Below are 13,237 nucleotides of genomic sequence, written 5' to 3' on the forward strand. Positions count from 1 at the left end.
ACACCCAGCGGCCCGATCCGCGCAAGGTCGCGGACATGTCCGTGCGGCTGGGCACCCCGCCGAAGGCACCGCCCAAGGGGCTGCGCGTCGTCGCGCTCGGCGGCATCGGTGAGATCGGCCGCAACATGACGGTCTTCGAGCACCAGGGCAAGCTCCTCGTCATCGACTGCGGCGTGCTCTTCCCCGAGGACCAGCAGCCGGGCGTCGACCTCATCCTGCCGGACTTCCGGCACATCGAGGACCGCATGGACGACGTCGAAGCCGTCGTCCTGACCCACGGGCACGAGGACCACATCGGGGCAGTGCCGTTCCTGTTGCGGCTGCGTCCCGACATCCCGGTCGTCGGTTCGAAATTCACCCTCGCTCTCGTCGCCGCGAAATGCCGCGAGCACCGGCTGCGCCCCAACCTCGTCGAGGTCGTCGAGGGCGACAAGACCACGCACGGGCCGTTCGAGTGCGAGTACTTCGCCGTCAACCACTCGATCCCGGACGCGCTCGCCGTCGCCGTCCGTACCGAGGCCGGCCTCGTGCTGCACACCGGCGACATCAAACTCGACCAGTTGCCGCTCGACGGCCGCCTCACCGACCTCGCCGGATTCTCCCGGCTCGGCGACGAGGGAGTCGACCTGTTCCTCGTCGACTCCACCAACGCCGAGGTCCCCGGCTTCGTGATGCCGGAACGCGAAATCGGCGGCGTGCTGGACAATGTCATCGGTAAGGCCACCCAGCGTGTGATCGTCGCGTCCTTCGCCAGCCACGTGCATCGCATCCAGCAGGTCGTCGACGTCGCCGAGCGGTACAACCGCCGCATCGCCTTCGTGGGGCGGTCGATGGTGCGCAACATGCAGATCGCGCAGGATCTCGGCTACCTGCGGGTGCCGGACGGGCTCGTCGTCGACCTCGACACCGCGGCGACGCTGCCCGACAACCGGCTCGTGCTGATCTCCACCGGCTCCCAGGGTGAACCGCTGTCCGCACTCTCCCGGATGGCGCGGGGCGAGCACCGCCAGATCAACATCCGGGCCGACGACCTCGTCGTCCTGGCGTCCTCGCTGATCCCGGGCAACGAGAACTCGGTGTTCGCGGTCGTCAACGGCCTCGCCAAGCGGGGCGCCACCGTCGTCACTCAGCAGAATGCGAAGGTGCACGTCTCCGGCCACGCCTCAGCGGGCGAGCTGCTGTACCTGTACAACGCGGTGCGCCCGACGAACGCGATGCCGGTGCACGGGGAATGGCGGCACCTGCGGGCCAACGCGAAGCTCGCCGAAGCGACCGGGGTGCCGCGCGAGCGGATCGTGCTGGCCGAGGACGGCGTGGTCGTCGACCTCGTCGACGGGCTCGCCGAGATCGTCGGGCAGGTGCCCGTCGGCCACGTCTACGTCGACGGCCTGTCCGTCGGCGACGTCGGCGAATCCACCCTGTCGGACCGGCTGATCCTCGGGGAGGGCGGCTTCATCTCCATCTCCGTCGCCGTGGACGAGAGCGGTCGCGCCGTGAGCACGCCCGGGGTGTCCGGGCGCGGCTTCTCCGACGACCCGGGAGCGCTGTCCGAGGCCGCGCAGCTCGTGGACAAGGTTCTCAACGAGCTCGCTGCCGAGGGCATCGACGACGCCCATCGCATCGCCCAGGCGATCCGCCGCGTCGTCGGGCGCTGGGTGTCCGACACCTACCGGCGCCGGCCGATGATCGTGCCGACGGTGATCACCGTTCCGGGCCCGGCGTAGCCGTACTCCGCGGCGCCGGACGGTCCGGCCCGTCCGGCGCTACAGTGGGCCGGGTGAGCCTCGCCCGTGACGAACGACACGCACTCGTCCGCACCATGACGCAGACCGGCCCCGACGCCCCCACCCTGTGCGGGGACTGGACCACCCGGGACCTGGCCGCCCATCTCGTGGTCCGCGAACGCCGGATCGACACGATGCCGGGCATCGTCCTGCCGCCCCTGGCCGGGCACACCGAGCGGGTGCGCGCCGGGGCGGCGGACCGGCCGTGGGAGCAGCTGCTCGCCGACATCGAGTCCGGACCGCCCGTCTGGTCGCCGTTGTACCTCGTCGACGGACTCGCCAATGCCGCGGAGATGTTCGTCCACCACGAGGACGTGCGCCGCGCCGCGCCCGGGTGGGAGCCGCGGACGCTCGACGCGTCGACCCAGGACCGCCTGTGGCAGATGGCCCGGCAGATCGGCCGGCGTGGTTACCGCGGCACCGACGTCACGGTCGTGTTCGAGCGCCCCGACGGCACCCGCGCGACGGTCCGGCGGCGCGGTCCGCGGACCGTGATCCTGCGGGGCGAGCCCGCCGAGTTGTTGCTGCACGCCTTCGGCCGTGACGAGGTGCGCGTCGAGACCACCGGGCCGGCCGCCGACGTCGCCGAGGTCGCCGCGTCCGGTCGGGGCGTCTGATCCGTCCCGGCACCCGTGTGACCACCGCGTGCGGCTGATGCCGGTGTTGCGGATGGTTCGGTTGTGGACATTGCGACTAACCTGACGGGTATGGCAGGAAAGTCGGGTGCCCGCGGATCGTCGTCGACGACCTCACGGTCGAGGTCGAGTGCGCGCGGCTCGTCCGGGGCCACGGGTGCGTCGCGCGCGAAGGGCAGCACCCGCAAGCCCGCCACGACCACCCGCCGGCAGCCCGCCGCACGACGCCCGGCCCGCAGCACCGCCACCCCTCGGCGCAAGGCGCCCGCCCGTTCGTCACGCCCGGGCGTCCTGCACACGCTCGGCCGCGGGATCGGCACCGGCTGGACGATGATCGCCCGCGGGGTGGGTGCCACCACCCGCACGGTGGGCAGGGTGACGGAGGTCGAGCACGGCCACCGCCGCGACGGCATCGCCCTCGGGCTCATCGCCGCGAGCGTCGTCGTCGCCGGCAGCGTCTGGTTCGCCGTCGGCGGCCCGCTCGGCGGCTGGATCGAGTCTGCGGTCCGTGCGGTCGTCGGCGGCGCCAGCGCGGTGCTGCCGCTGACCGGTCTCGTGATCGCGGTCGTCCTCATGCGTACCGAGCCACGGCCGGAGATCCGGCCCCGGCTCGTCCTGGGGTCGATGCTCGTCGCCCTTCCTGCGCTCGGCCTGTGGCACATCGCCTCGGGCATGCCCAATGACGGTGCGGGCCGGGCGGGTGGCGCCGGCTTCCTCGGATACCTGGTGGGCGGGCCCCTCACCGACGGCCTGACGGTGTGGTTGTCGGTTCCGTTGCTGCTGATGGCAGCCGGGTTCGGCATCCTGCTGCTCACCGGCACGACGATCCGGGAACTGCCCGGCATGTTCCGCGAGTACTTCGGCCTGCACTACCGAGCCGACGACGAGTACGGCGCATACGACCCGGACCACGCCGACGACTACGACGCCGATCGGGACCCGACTCTGTTCGACGCCGACGGCTACCCGGTCGAGCGGCGGACCAGGGGCCGGCGGCGTACCCCCGTCGAGAACTACCCCACGGACGAATTCGACGGCGACGCCCGCACCGAGGTGCTGCCGGTGTGGGATCCGGAGCCGGCGCCCGCCGCGCCCCCGGCGCCGCAACCCGCACCGGAACCGGCACCCGAGCCGCCCCGCCCCCGCGCCCGGTCCAAAGCGGCCCCCGCGCCGGCCCCGCCGGTCGAGGAGTCCTCCGACGACGGCAAGCTCGAGCCGCTCGTTCCCGACCGGGTGGTGGAGGGCGACTACGCTCTGCCGTCGCTCGGGCTGCTGCTCGAGGGCGATCCGCCCAAGAAGCACAGTTCGGCGAACGACCAGATGATCGAGGCCATCACCGAGGTGCTCGAACAGTTCAAGATCGACGCCGCGGTCACGGGCTTCACCCGCGGCCCCACGGTCACCAGGTACGAGGTGGAACTCGGGCCGGGCGTGAAGGTCGAGAAGATCACCGCGCTCGCCCGCAACATCGCCTATGCCGTGGCCACCGACAACGTCCGCCTGCTCGCGCCGATCCCCGGCAAGTCCGCGGTGGGCATCGAGGTCCCGAACTCGGACCGCGAACTGGTGCGTCTCGCCGACGTGCTCGCCGCTCCGTCGACGCGCAAGGATCACCATCCGCTGGTGATCGGGCTCGGCAAGGACATCGAAGGCGACTTCGTCTGTGCGAACCTGGCCAAGATGCCGCATCTGCTCGTCGCCGGCTCCACCGGCTCCGGCAAGTCGAGTTTCGTCAACTCGATGCTGGTGTCGCTGCTCGTGCGTGCCACCCCGGACGAGGTCCGGATGATCCTCATCGACCCGAAGATGGTCGAGCTCACGCCGTACGAGGGCATCCCGCACCTGATCACGCCCATCATCACCCAGCCGAAGAAGGCGGCCGCCGCCCTCGCGTGGCTGGTGGAGGAGATGGAGCAGCGCTACCAGGACATGCAGGCCAACCGCGTCCGGCACATCGACGACTTCAACACCAAGGTCCGGTCCGGCGAGATCACCGCCCCGCTCGGCAGCGAGCGGGTCTACCGGCCGTACCCGTACATCCTCGCGATCGTCGACGAGCTCGCCGACCTGATGATGACGGCCCCCCGCGACGTCGAGGACGCCATCGTGCGGATCACGCAGAAGGCCCGCGCCGCCGGCATTCATCTGGTGCTCGCCACGCAGCGGCCCTCGGTCGACGTGGTGACCGGCCTGATCAAGACGAACGTGCCGTCGCGGCTCGCGTTCGCCACCTCGTCGCTGACGGACTCCCGCGTCATCCTCGACCAGCCCGGTGCCGAGAAGCTCATCGGCATGGGCGACGGCCTGTTCCTGCCGATGGGTGCCGGCAAGCCGATCCGGATGCAGGGCGCGTTCATCACCGACGAGGAGATCGCGGCCGTCGTCGACTTCGCCAAGAACCAGAAGGAACCGGAGTACACCGAGGGCGTCACCACGGCGAAACCCGGCGAGAAGAAGGATGTCGACCCCGACATCGGTGACGACCTCGACGTGTTCCTGCAGGCGGTCGAGCTGGTGGTGTCGAGCCAGTTCGGGTCGACATCGATGCTGCAGCGCAAGCTGCGGGTCGGGTTCGCGAAGGCGGGGCGCCTGATGGATCTGATGGAGACCCGCGGGGTCGTCGGCCCCAGCGAAGGTTCCAAGGCGCGGGAGGTCCTGGTCAAGCCGGACGAACTCGACGGCCTGCTGCTCTCCATCCGGGGCGGCGGGGACGCGGACGCGCCGGCACCGGCGGAGTAGGAGCAGCACGGTTCGATGCTGCTTCTCGTGTGTGGTTGAATGGACGAAGTGGAGGGGAGTATCCCCTAACTCGCGGCAGTTCCGTCAACACGTGCGACACCGATGTCGTCCCGGGGCTGTCGACCTCGAAGCTGCTCCCCGGAGCCGTGAGTCGAGGTGGGAGAGACCTCCGGTGGTTCGCTGTGCCTACCGGAGGAATGCCTGCAGATGCATGTCACCCCGCTCGTCTGGATCGTCACCATCCTGGTGATCCTGGGACTGTTCGTCTTCGACTTCTACGCTCACGTCCGCAAACCGCACGCGCCCACGCTGCGCGAGTCCGGCTTCTGGTCGGCGGTGTTCATCGGCCTCGCCGTGGTGTTCGGCGTCGTGGTGTTCGCGATCTGGGGACCGACGTACGGCGGCGAGTACTTCGCCGGGTACGTCACCGAGAAGGCTCTCAGTGTCGACAACCTGTTCGTCTTCGTGATCATCATGTCGACCTTCGCGGTGCCACGCGAGTACCAGCAGAAGGTACTCACCATCGGCATCGTCCTGGCACTCGTGATGCGCGGGGCGTTCATCGCAGTCGGGGCGGCGGCCATCAATGCCTACAGCTGGGTGTTCTACCTCTTCGGCGCATTCCTCATCTACACCGCGATCAAGCTGATCCGCGAGCACGGTGAGGAGGTCGAGCACGAGAAGGAGCGGGAGAACCGGATCGTCTCCCTGGTCCGCAAGGTGTACCCGACCACCGACGAGTACCACGGCGACAAGCTGTTCACCCGGATCGACGGCAAGCGCTTTGCCACCCCGATGCTGCTCGCTCTGGCCGCCATCGGCTTCACCGACATCCTGTTCGCGCTCGACTCGATCCCCGCGATCTACGGACTCACCAGCGAGCCGTACCTGGTGTTCACCGCGAATGCATTCGCGCTGATGGGCCTGCGACAGCTGTTCTTCCTCATCGGCGGCCTGCTCGAACGGTTGGTCTACCTGTCCTACGGCCTGTCCGTGATCCTCGGGTTCATCGGTATCAAACTGGTGCTCCACGCGCTGCACGAGAACACGCTGTCGTTCGTCAACGGCGGTGAACACGTCGCGGTGCCGGAGATCTCGACGTGGTTGTCGCTGGGCGTGATCGTCGGTGTGCTCGTGGTGACGACCGTGGCGAGCCTGCTCAAGACGCGCAGCGAGAAGGCCGACCTCACCTGACCTTCCCGCCGGTGATGGGCGTCAGTCGTTGAAGACGCCCATCACCGGGAGCCACTCCGTGATCCGGACCGCGTCGACCAGGCCGTGACGAGCGAAGGGATCCTGCGCCATGACCTCGCGCACCGCCGGCTCGTCCGCAGCCTCGACGACGATCAGCGCGCCCGATCCGTCGGCCCACGGACCGGTCGCCCGCACCGTCCCGGCGTCGACTAGTTCGCCGAGCCAGCCCCGGTGGGCGGGCCGGTGCTCGTCGCGGCCATCGGTGGTGGCTTCGGAGTAGGTGTACTCGACAGCGAACAGCGGCATGGATCCTCGCATTCGTGGTGGTGGGGCGGACGCGGCTCAGAGCGAGAGCAGCATCCGGGTGTTTCCGAGGGTGTTCGGTTTGACGTAGCTCAGGTCCAGGAACTCGGCCACACCGGTGTCGTAGGAACGGCACATCTCCGCGTACACCTCGGCGGTCACGGGAGTGCCGTCGATCTCCGTGAATCCGTGCCGGCCGAAGAACTCGACCTCGAAGGTGAGCACGAACAGGCGCTCCAACTCGAGTTCGCGGGCGACTTCGATCAGGTGGGCGACGACGAGGTGGCCGACTCCACGGCCCTTGACCCGCGGATCCACCGCGACGGTGCGGATCTCACCCAGGTCGGACCACAGCACGTGCAAGGCCCCGCAGCCGACGACGGTGCCCGCTGTCTCGGCCACCCAGAACTCCTGCACGGACTCGTACAGGGTGACGAGATTCTTCTCCAGGAGGATCTTGCCCGCATAGATGTCGACCAGTCGCTTGATCTCCGGAATGTCACCGGTTCGCGCACGTCGCACGACAATGCGGTCGTGGGTCTCCGGGTCCGTCGTCCGCGAATTCATAGTGGTGAACAGTAGCCGGTCGCTCTACCGATATTGTGTCCGTGTGCCGGTCGGATCCCCATGCTCACGTGTCGCCCCGGCGGACCCGGGTCCGCGTCGTCCCGCGGCGCCGTCCGCCGCGGGGAGGCCGGTGTGAGCGCGCCGCATCCCGAGGTGGCCGGGACCGGCGGGGCCGCGGCGGCCCCCGGGCCCCACGCGCCCGCGGCCGCGGAGCCGGTGCCGCTGTGGAACATCGCCAACATCCTCACCATGCTGCGGATCGCTCTGGTGCCGGTGTTCCTGCTGGCGTTGTTCGCCGGCGACGGCCACGATGTCGCGTGGCGCCTCACCGCCACGGCCGTGTTCGCCGTCGCGGCGATCACCGACCGGATCGACGGGCAGCTCGCGCGCAAACACGGGCTCGTGACCGATTTCGGCAAGCTTGCCGATCCGATCGCCGACAAGGCCCTCATCGGCGCCGCCCTCGTGGGCCTGTCGCTGCTCGGTGACCTGTCGTGGTGGGTGACCGGCATCATCGCGGCACGCGAACTCGGCGTCACCGCACTGCGCTTCTTCGTGTTGCGGCACGCGGTGATCCCCGCGAGCCGCGGCGGCAAGGCCAAGACCCTGTTCCAGTCCCTCGCGATCGTGCTGTACCTGCTGCCGCTGCCGGCGGCGGCAGCGCCGTTCGCTGTCGCGCTGATGGGGCTGGCGGTGATCCTCACGGTGGGCACCGGCATCGACTACGTGGTCCAGGCGGTGCGGCTGCGCGCCGGAGTGCACCGCGTCGAGCACCAGCACGGGGAGTGAGGCGGTGCCCGACCCCCTCGTTCCCGGCACCGCGGCCGCGGAACTGGTCGCGGCCCTGGCCGCACAGCGGCAGACGGTGGCCACGGCGGAATCCCTCACGGCCGGGCTGATTGCCGCGACGATCGCCGGGGTACCCGGTGCGAGCGTGGTGCTGCGCGGCGGACTGATCGTCTACGCCACCGACCTCAAGTCCACCCTGGCCGGGGTGGACGCGGGCCGGCTCGCGGTGGACGGGCCGGTCTCCGAGTTCACGGCCGCGGCGTTGGCCGAGGGCGCCGCGGAGCGCTGCGCAGCGACGTGGGGCGTGGGCGTCACCGGCGTGGCCGGGCCGGACCCGCAGGACGGGCATCCGCCGGGCACGCTGTACGTCGGGATCGCCGGACCGGGTGGCACGGTGGTCACCCGGCCGTCGGTGTCCGGTGACCGGTGGGACATCCGGACCGGTGCTACCCGCGCCGCCGTGTCGGGCCTACTCACCCGCGTGCACGCCGCCGCGGGGATGTAGTGTCTTGACACCGCGGTACCGGTGGTAACCGGACCCGTGCGGAGCCGCGCCCGGCAGGGGTTTTCGTGCCCGGGCGGGGAGCCGGGAACCCGGCGACGTGCGTCGTGCGTTGACGGGATGAGCGACGACGGACGAAGGAGGATGGGATGGCGCTGTTGTTGCGTGAGGCAATCGGTGACAGCCTTCGGCGCACCCGCGTTTCGCAGAGCCGCACCCTGCGTGAGGTCTCCAGCAGCGCCCGGGTCAGCCTCGGCTACCTCTCCGAAATCGAACGCGGACGCAAGGAGGCGTCGAGCGAACTGCTCGCCGCGATCTGCGACGCCCTCGACGTGCCCTTGTCCGACGTGCTCTTCGACGTCAGCGAGTCGCTCGCCGATGCGGTTCCGGCCCGCGGCCGGACCCCGGTGGGTGCGGCGGGTCTCGGGGCCGAGCCGGCGCCCCGCGACGCGGAGGCCCTCGCCGCCGAGCACGCGGCACTCGTCGCGCAGGACACGCGGGTGGTGATCCCGCCGCCGGCAGCACGTGCGCTGGCTGCCGCATAACATGGAGGTCGGACCGCGCCGGCCTGGCCGGACGCGGCCGAAAGCGACACACTCCGGGTCACCACCGGGGGGTGGCTCGGGACACACGACGGCCGGGTCTGCGGGGATCCCAGGGCCGTCCGGAAACGGTGCGCGAGGGCCGTGCATCGGGTCGCGTTCGCCGCGGCGTACCAGATGGAGGCAGGATCACACCCATGGCTAATCCGTTCGTCAAGGGTTGGAAGTACCTGATGGCACTGTTCAACTCCAAGATCGATGAGAAGGCCGATCCGAAGGTCCAGATTCAGCAGGCGATCGAGGATGCGCAGCGTCAGCACCAGGCGCTGTCCCAGCAGGCCGCGTCCGTCATCGGCAACCAGCGTCAGCTGGAGATGAAGCTCAACCGTCAGCTGGACGAGGTCGAGAAGCTGAACGCAAGCGCGCGACAGGCCGTGCTCATGGCCGACCAGGCCAACGCCGCCGGAGACACCGAGAAGGCCATCCAGTACACGAACGCCGCGGAGGCCTTCGCGGCCCAGCTCGTCACCGCCGAGCAGTCCGTCGAAGACCTGAAGGTCCTGCACGACCAGTCTCTGCAGGCCGCGGCCCAGGCGAAGAAGGCCGTCGAGCAGAACGCGATGGCGCTGCAGCAGAAAGTGGCCGAGCGCACCAAGCTGCTCAGCCAGCTCGAGCAGGCCAAGATGCAGGAGCGCGTGAGCGAGTCCCTGCGCTCGATGGACTCGACGCTCGCCGCGCCGGGCACCACACCGAGCCTCGACGCGGTCCGCGAGAAGATCGAGCGCCGCTACGCCACCGCGCTCGGGTCGGCCGAACTCGCCCAGAACTCGGTGCACGGCCGGATGCTCGAGGTCCAGCAGGCCACCGTCCAGATGGCCGGCCACAGCCGTCTCGAGCAGATCCGGGCCTCCATGAAGGGCGAGGCGCTGCCCGGTGCCGCGGCGCCCGCGACCCCTGCGGTCAACCCGACCAAGGAACCGCCCTCGGCGGCGGGCAGCGCCGGCTCTCAGTAGCTCCGGCGACGAGGACCGACGGCAGAAACGCGACATCGTCATGAACATTCCCGCACGCGGCCGGACCGGCCAGTTCCCCGGTCCGGCCGCGGCCGCGCTCCGGGACATGACCGGCAACGTGGTCGAGGCGGCACGCCGCTGGAACGACCCCGCAGCCCGGTTGCGCCGCAAGAAGCGTCGCGCCCGCCGCCGGGCCCGCATCTTCGGCACCGCCTCCGGAATGGGTGGCGTCGGCACGGCGACCCTGGTGGCAGCGTCGGCTCCCGACTGGACCATCGTCGCCACCGGCGGCACGACCGCCGCGCTCGTCGTGCCCGCCGCACTCGCATTCCGTACCTTCCGGCGTCTCGACGCCGTGGCGCTGCCGCCGCCGGCGCCCGCCCGCCGGGCGCTGCCGCCGTCGGGTTCCGTGGCGCGAGCCCCGATGGCCCGGCTCGCCAGCGACGAACAGAGTCTTGCCCAGCTGCTGTCGGTGCTGGCCCGCTCCCGCACCGTCGCCGCCGACGACCTCGAGGAGATCGCGTCGGCCGCTCGGGACGCCTCCGCCGCCCTCGAAGCGGTCGCGGTCGACGTGGTCGCGCTCGAAGCCGCGGCCCGTGACAGTGCCGCCGCGCAAGCCCACCTCGGACCGGCCGTCGCGGCCGCCGGGAAGCGGCTCGACACGGGCGTCGACCAGTTCGAGGAACTCGTCGCCGCCGCCGCGCGGCTCGCGGCGGCCCCGGACGGAACCCGCTCGATGGAACTGCTCGACCGTCAACGCGCGGAGCTGATCTCGGCCTCGGATCGACTCGAGGGCTGGGCCCAGTCGTGGCGGGAGATCCAGCAGATCGAGGGCCGCTACCGGTACTGACGCCGCATCGGCGACTCAGTCGTCCAGCCCGCGGGCGACGAGGGCCTCGCCCATCGCCTCGGCAGTCAGCAACGCCCCCACCACGACGGGCACCGCCAGGGCCCGCAGCGAGAAGCCGAGACCGCGCGCCTTGCGTGCCTCGGTGACCTGCGCAACGATCGTGCCGAGCATCGGGACGGCCCGCACGGTCATCACCAGTACCAGGCCCACCCGTTCCGCGTCGATGCCGACCCGGCGGAGCGGACGAAGTCCCGTCACGATCGCGTCGAGCATGTCGCTCACCTGGGTCGTCAGCGTGACAAGCGCGGCCAGGGCCACCGCGACCAGCAGCTGGCCGCACACCACCACCGCCCGCTCCCAGCCGGCGAGCAGCACCTGGAACGCCGCGATCACCACGAGCATCCACAGCAGCGGCCGGAGCTGGCGCAGTGCGGGACGGGGCGGGATCCGTGCCATCAGGTAGAGCCCGAGCACGAGCGCCGCGGCAACCGGCACCTGCCACGGCTGTCGCATCCATACCGTGAGCACCACGATGAGTGCGGCGGTGACGAGCAGCTTCGGCCCCGCCGGTGCCCGGTGCATCGGTGACGACGCACGGTGGTACAGCCCCAGGGTGCTCACGAGACCAGCCTGCGGTAGAAGTCGATCGCCGGGCCCGGCGCATCGTCGGCGACGACGCGGCCGCCGTCGACGACGAGCACCCGATCGAAGCCCGCCAGCAGGTCCAGATGGTGGGTGACCACGACCAGTTGCTGCTCGAGGGCGGCGAAGGTCCGGGCGATCAGCCGGGCGTTGCGCAGGTCCAGCAGTGTCGTCGGCTCGTCCGCCACCAGTACGCGCGGCTCGGTGACCATGATCGCCGCGAGGGCGAGGAGCTGCTTCTGCCCACCGGAGAGCAGGTGACTCGGGTGGTCGTGGTGCCCGGCCAGCCCGAAGTCGGCGAGCACCCGCCGTACCCGTTCCGCGCGCTCGTCCTTGCCGAGTCCGCTGCGGCGCAGGGAGAACGCGACGTCCTCCGAGACGGTGGGCATCACGATCTGATGATCGGGATCGGTGAAGACGAATCCCACGCGCCGGCGCACCTCGCGGGCCTTGCGGGCGGTGTCGAGGCCGTCCACCGTCACCGTGCCGGAGGTCGGGACAACCAGTCCGTTGATCATCCGGGCCAGAGTGGACTTGCCGCTGCCGTTGGCACCGACGATCCCGACGCGCCGCTCGGTGAGGGTCACGTCGATGCCGTCGAGGACGGTGCGCTCCCCGTAGGCGTGCCCCACCTGCCGGAAGCGGATCTCGCTCATGCGGTCGTGTCCGGCGAGACGTCTACTGCGCGGGATCGACGGCCGGGCGCGCCGGTGCGCTCGGGCTCGACAGGGCGGGGTAGGCGCGGTGCACCTGCGCGGCGACGACCGCCGCCACGACGGCCTTGAGCAGGTCACCGGGCAGGAAGGTGGCGTTCGCGCTCAGGGCCGCCCACAGCGTGAGATCGGTGCGCGCGAGCATGCCGGCGATCCCGAACACGTAGAGCACGACGATGCCGCCGAGCACGTTGACGGCGATGCCCGGCAGCACCCGGTAGCGGGGCAGCATGCGCGCCGAGAGCCAGCCGATCACCGCGACGGCGGGCAGCCAGCCGAGCAGGAAGCCGACCGTGGGCCCGGCCAATGCGGTGAGGGTGGTGCGTCCCCCCGCGAGCACCGGCAGCGCCAGGCCCAGCACGATCACCGTGGCCACCGACAGCACGCCCTTGCGGACGCCGAGCAGAGCGCCGGCAAGCATGACGCCCAGCGTCTGCAGCGTGATCGGCACGCCCGACGAGCCCACGGTGATCTGTCCGGGCAGGCCCAGGGCGATGATCAGGGCGGCGAACACGGCGATCTGCGCCAGGTCGCGGGCGGGCGTGCTGCGGGTCGAGGACACGATTCTCAGCCTTCTGACGAGGGGACCGAACCTGTCGAGGGTATGCCGCCGCGGCGTGCTCCTTGTCACCACCCCGCTCCGGGCCGGGCCCCCAACGGTGCCGCCCCGGCCTCGGGGTAACCACCCATCTTTCCCTGATCTCTGTGTTGACCTGGTGTTTTTCGATGCGGTGAGTGTCAGGATCGACCTCGAACGGCAACGAGGCAAGGAGTAGGCGATGTTCTGGAAGATCGTGGGTGTGGTGGCGCTGGTGTGGATCGCTCTCGTGGTGATCGGGGCGCTCGCGGAGCACCTGTTCGGAATTCTCGTGGTGAGTGCGCTGATCTTCGGCGGCTACATGGTGTACAAGGCCGTGAGCGGCAGCAAGGACGATCACATCACCCGCGTGTGAGGTGACGCCGG

15 protein-coding genes are annotated in these 13,237 nt (G+C 70.4%); 10 read left to right on the forward strand and 5 right to left on the reverse strand.

The genetic code is table 11. The annotated features are described in order from the left end of the window. Positions 1-35 precede the first annotated feature (35 nt). The 4 genes from AC2IPW_RS10685 (at position 36) to AC2IPW_RS10700 (ending at position 6,352) form a co-directional block, all read left to right on the forward strand. Complete coding sequence (locus AC2IPW_RS10685) at positions 36-1,724, forward strand: ribonuclease J (RefSeq protein ID WP_003935660.1); 1,689 nt, start codon at positions 36-38, stop codon at positions 1,722-1,724. Positions 1,725-1,777: 53 nt separating this feature from the next. Further along, positions 1,778-2,401, forward strand: a complete 624-nt coding sequence (locus AC2IPW_RS10690) for a TIGR03085 family metal-binding protein (RefSeq protein ID WP_486376842.1) — start codon at positions 1,778-1,780, stop codon at positions 2,399-2,401. 90 nt (positions 2,402-2,491) lie between these two features. Continuing rightward, complete coding sequence (locus AC2IPW_RS10695; RefSeq protein WP_486376843.1) at positions 2,492-5,158, forward strand: DNA translocase FtsK; 2,667 nt, start codon at positions 2,492-2,494, stop codon at positions 5,156-5,158. A 207-nt stretch (positions 5,159-5,365) separates the two neighbouring features. Next, positions 5,366-6,352, forward strand: a complete 987-nt coding sequence (locus tag AC2IPW_RS10700; protein ID WP_003935657.1) for a TerC family protein — start codon at positions 5,366-5,368, stop codon at positions 6,350-6,352. A gap of 21 nt (positions 6,353-6,373) precedes the next feature. Here the strand turns inward: AC2IPW_RS10700 and AC2IPW_RS10705 are convergent, their stop codons facing one another. Both AC2IPW_RS10705 and AC2IPW_RS10710 read right to left on the reverse strand, forming a co-directional pair. Then, the gene (locus AC2IPW_RS10705; RefSeq protein ID WP_003935656.1) at positions 6,374-6,658 is read right to left on the reverse strand and encodes a YciI family protein; all 285 of its coding nucleotides are present in this window, start codon (positions 6,656-6,658) and stop codon (positions 6,374-6,376) included. Between the two features lie 36 nt (positions 6,659-6,694). Then, positions 6,695-7,222, reverse strand: a complete 528-nt coding sequence (locus tag AC2IPW_RS10710; protein WP_003935655.1) for an amino-acid N-acetyltransferase — start codon at positions 7,220-7,222, stop codon at positions 6,695-6,697. Positions 7,223-7,354: 132 nt separating this feature from the next. On the opposite strand from AC2IPW_RS10710, the gene pgsA reads away from it, so the two are divergent. The 5 genes from pgsA to pspM all read left to right on the forward strand — a co-directional run bounded on the left by pgsA (position 7,355) and on the right by pspM (position 10,918). Further along, positions 7,355-8,011 carry a CDP-diacylglycerol--glycerol-3-phosphate 3-phosphatidyltransferase gene (gene pgsA / locus AC2IPW_RS10715; RefSeq protein WP_486376844.1) on the forward strand — a complete coding sequence of 219 codons (657 nt, stop codon included), beginning with the start codon at positions 7,355-7,357 and terminating at the stop codon, positions 8,009-8,011. 4 nt (positions 8,012-8,015) lie between these two features. Next, positions 8,016-8,516: a CinA family protein gene (locus tag AC2IPW_RS10720; RefSeq protein WP_486376845.1), complete on the forward strand. Its 501-nt coding sequence runs from the start codon at positions 8,016-8,018 to the stop codon at positions 8,514-8,516. A gap of 146 nt (positions 8,517-8,662) precedes the next feature. After that, positions 8,663-9,058, forward strand: a complete 396-nt coding sequence (locus AC2IPW_RS10725; RefSeq protein WP_003935652.1) for a helix-turn-helix domain-containing protein — start codon at positions 8,663-8,665, stop codon at positions 9,056-9,058. A gap of 194 nt (positions 9,059-9,252) precedes the next feature. Beyond that, entirely contained in the window at positions 9,253-10,068 is an 816-nt protein-coding gene (locus AC2IPW_RS10730) for a PspA/IM30 family protein (protein WP_003935651.1), read from the forward strand. A 40-nt stretch (positions 10,069-10,108) separates the two neighbouring features. Then, the gene (gene pspM, locus AC2IPW_RS10735; RefSeq protein WP_003935649.1) at positions 10,109-10,918 is read left to right on the forward strand and encodes a phage shock envelope stress response protein PspM; all 810 of its coding nucleotides are present in this window, start codon (positions 10,109-10,111) and stop codon (positions 10,916-10,918) included. 15 nt (positions 10,919-10,933) lie between these two features. On the opposite strand, the gene AC2IPW_RS10740 is transcribed toward pspM, so the two are convergent. The 3 genes from AC2IPW_RS10740 to AC2IPW_RS10750 are packed head-to-tail and all read right to left on the reverse strand — an operon-like array spanning position 10,934 to position 12,835. Beyond that, complete coding sequence (locus tag AC2IPW_RS10740; protein ID WP_486376846.1) at positions 10,934-11,539, reverse strand: energy-coupling factor transporter transmembrane component T family protein; 606 nt, start codon at positions 11,537-11,539, stop codon at positions 10,934-10,936. Further along, positions 11,536-12,216 (reverse strand): energy-coupling factor ABC transporter ATP-binding protein, encoded by a 681-nt coding sequence (locus AC2IPW_RS10745; RefSeq protein WP_486376847.1) that lies wholly within the window; start codon positions 12,214-12,216, stop codon positions 11,536-11,538. The genes AC2IPW_RS10740 and AC2IPW_RS10745 overlap by 4 nt, the downstream gene beginning before the upstream one ends. Positions 12,217-12,238: 22 nt before the next feature. Beyond that, a complete protein-coding gene (locus AC2IPW_RS10750; RefSeq protein ID WP_371383056.1) occupies positions 12,239-12,835 on the reverse strand; it encodes a biotin transporter BioY in 597 nt (198 codons plus the stop codon). Positions 12,836-13,052: 217 nt separating this feature from the next. On the opposite strand from AC2IPW_RS10750, the gene AC2IPW_RS10755 reads away from it, so the two are divergent. Continuing rightward, positions 13,053-13,226 (forward strand): hypothetical protein, encoded by a 174-nt coding sequence (locus AC2IPW_RS10755; RefSeq protein ID WP_003935645.1) that lies wholly within the window; start codon positions 13,053-13,055, stop codon positions 13,224-13,226. The last annotated feature ends 11 nt before the right edge of the window (positions 13,227-13,237 follow it).

Source organism: Rhodococcus sp. NS-SX18, assembly GCF_057367935.1.

What these genes read in the sequence shown, in the direction of transcription:
- AC2IPW_RS10685 (WP_003935660.1), top strand. Translation starts at nt 36, where the DNA reads ATGTCCGTGCGGCTGGGCACCCCGCCGAAGGCACCGCCCAAGGGGCTG.
- AC2IPW_RS10695 (WP_486376843.1), top strand. Translation starts at nt 2,492, where the DNA reads ATGGCAGGAAAGTCGGGTGCCCGCGGATCGTCGTCGACGACCTCACGG.
- AC2IPW_RS10700 (WP_003935657.1), top strand. Translation starts at nt 5,366, where the DNA reads ATGCATGTCACCCCGCTCGTCTGGATCGTCACCATCCTGGTGATCCTG.
- AC2IPW_RS10705 (WP_003935656.1), bottom strand. Translation starts at nt 6,658, where the DNA reads ATGCCGCTGTTCGCTGTCGAGTACACCTACTCCGAAGCCACCACCGAT.
- AC2IPW_RS10710 (WP_003935655.1), bottom strand. Translation starts at nt 7,222, where the DNA reads ATGAATTCGCGGACGACGGACCCGGAGACCCACGACCGCATTGTCGTG.
- AC2IPW_RS10725 (WP_003935652.1), top strand. Translation starts at nt 8,663, where the DNA reads ATGGCGCTGTTGTTGCGTGAGGCAATCGGTGACAGCCTTCGGCGCACC.
- AC2IPW_RS10730 (WP_003935651.1), top strand. Translation starts at nt 9,253, where the DNA reads ATGGCTAATCCGTTCGTCAAGGGTTGGAAGTACCTGATGGCACTGTTC.
- pspM (WP_003935649.1), top strand. Translation starts at nt 10,109, where the DNA reads ATGAACATTCCCGCACGCGGCCGGACCGGCCAGTTCCCCGGTCCGGCC.
- AC2IPW_RS10745 (WP_486376847.1), bottom strand. Translation starts at nt 12,216, where the DNA reads ATGAGCGAGATCCGCTTCCGGCAGGTGGGGCACGCCTACGGGGAGCGC.
- AC2IPW_RS10755 (WP_003935645.1), top strand. Translation starts at nt 13,053, where the DNA reads ATGTTCTGGAAGATCGTGGGTGTGGTGGCGCTGGTGTGGATCGCTCTC.